The organism is Sphingomonas sp. Sph1(2015) (assembly GCF_001970915.1).
GTDB lineage: Bacteria > Pseudomonadota > Alphaproteobacteria > Sphingomonadales > Sphingomonadaceae > Sphingomonas > Sphingomonas parapaucimobilis.
Genome location: NZ_MQUI01000111.1, coordinates 1 through 918, shown reverse-complemented (window position 1 = coordinate 918; position 918 = coordinate 1). Strand labels below are relative to the sequence as shown.

Sequence of the window (918 nt, the reverse complement as noted above, 5' to 3'; positions counted from 1 at the left end):
AGAGCCCGACTCATAATTCGAGTTTTGCGATACGGCGTGTCATGCGCCTGATGGAAGCGATGATGAGCCAGGCTTCGGCGGAGGCGACGGACGCCTCCCAATCTTTGGCGAGACGCCGACATCGGTTGAGCCATGCGATGGTGCGCTCGACGACCCAGCGCCGGGGCAGGACGACGAAGCGGTGGGCATCGGAACGCCGGACGATCTCGATGGCGAGGTGGTCGATATGCGCGATAGCGGCGGCCAGTTTCTGCCCGGCATAGCCGCCATCGGCGAAGAAACGGCTCAGGGACGGATAGGCGTCGCGACAGCGTTCGATGAGGTCCGGTGCGCCGTCGCGGTCCTGGATGTCAGCGGAGAGCACCAGTCCGTCGAGGAGGTTGCCGGCCGTGTCGGTCGCGATATGGCGCTTGCGGCCCTTGATCTTCTTGCCGGCATCATAGCCGCGCGGCCCACCCGCTTCGGTGGTCTTGACCGACTGGCTGTCGATGATGCCCGCAGTCGGTTCTGCCTCGCGCCCTTCGGCAATCCGTACTCCGGCTACCAGCACCGCGTTGATCGCATCGAGCAGGCCGCTGTCGCGCATCCGGTAGAAATGGTACTGCACGGTCGTGAACGGGGGAAAGTCCCGGGGCAGTTGCGCCCACTGGCATCCCGTCGCGGCAAGGTACTGGATCGCGTTCCACAGATCCCGTGCCCGGTGCAGGCGCGGGCGGCCCACCTTCGTCGTTCGAGCCAGCAGCGGCGCAATGATCGCCCATTCCGCATCGGTGCAGTCGCTTGTGTAACGCAGCCTACTTCTGTCATGCTCGCGACGAGCGGTTTCGGTCCAGCCCATGTGCTCTCCAAGGTCTTCGCAAAACCCGGTGAATCACAACTGACTGAAATCGCTCAACCTAATTTTCGGTCGGGTTCTAA

The 918-nt window shown here is 63.5% G+C and carries 1 protein-coding gene; it reads right to left on the bottom strand.

The window, feature by feature from the left end; genetic code table 11:
* Positions 1-10: 10 nt before the first annotated feature.
* Positions 11-838: an IS5 family transposase gene (locus tag BSZ14_RS18750; protein ID WP_076712056.1), complete on the bottom strand. Its 828-nt coding sequence runs from the start codon at positions 836-838 to the stop codon at positions 11-13.
* Between the last annotated feature and the right edge of the window lie 80 nt (positions 839-918).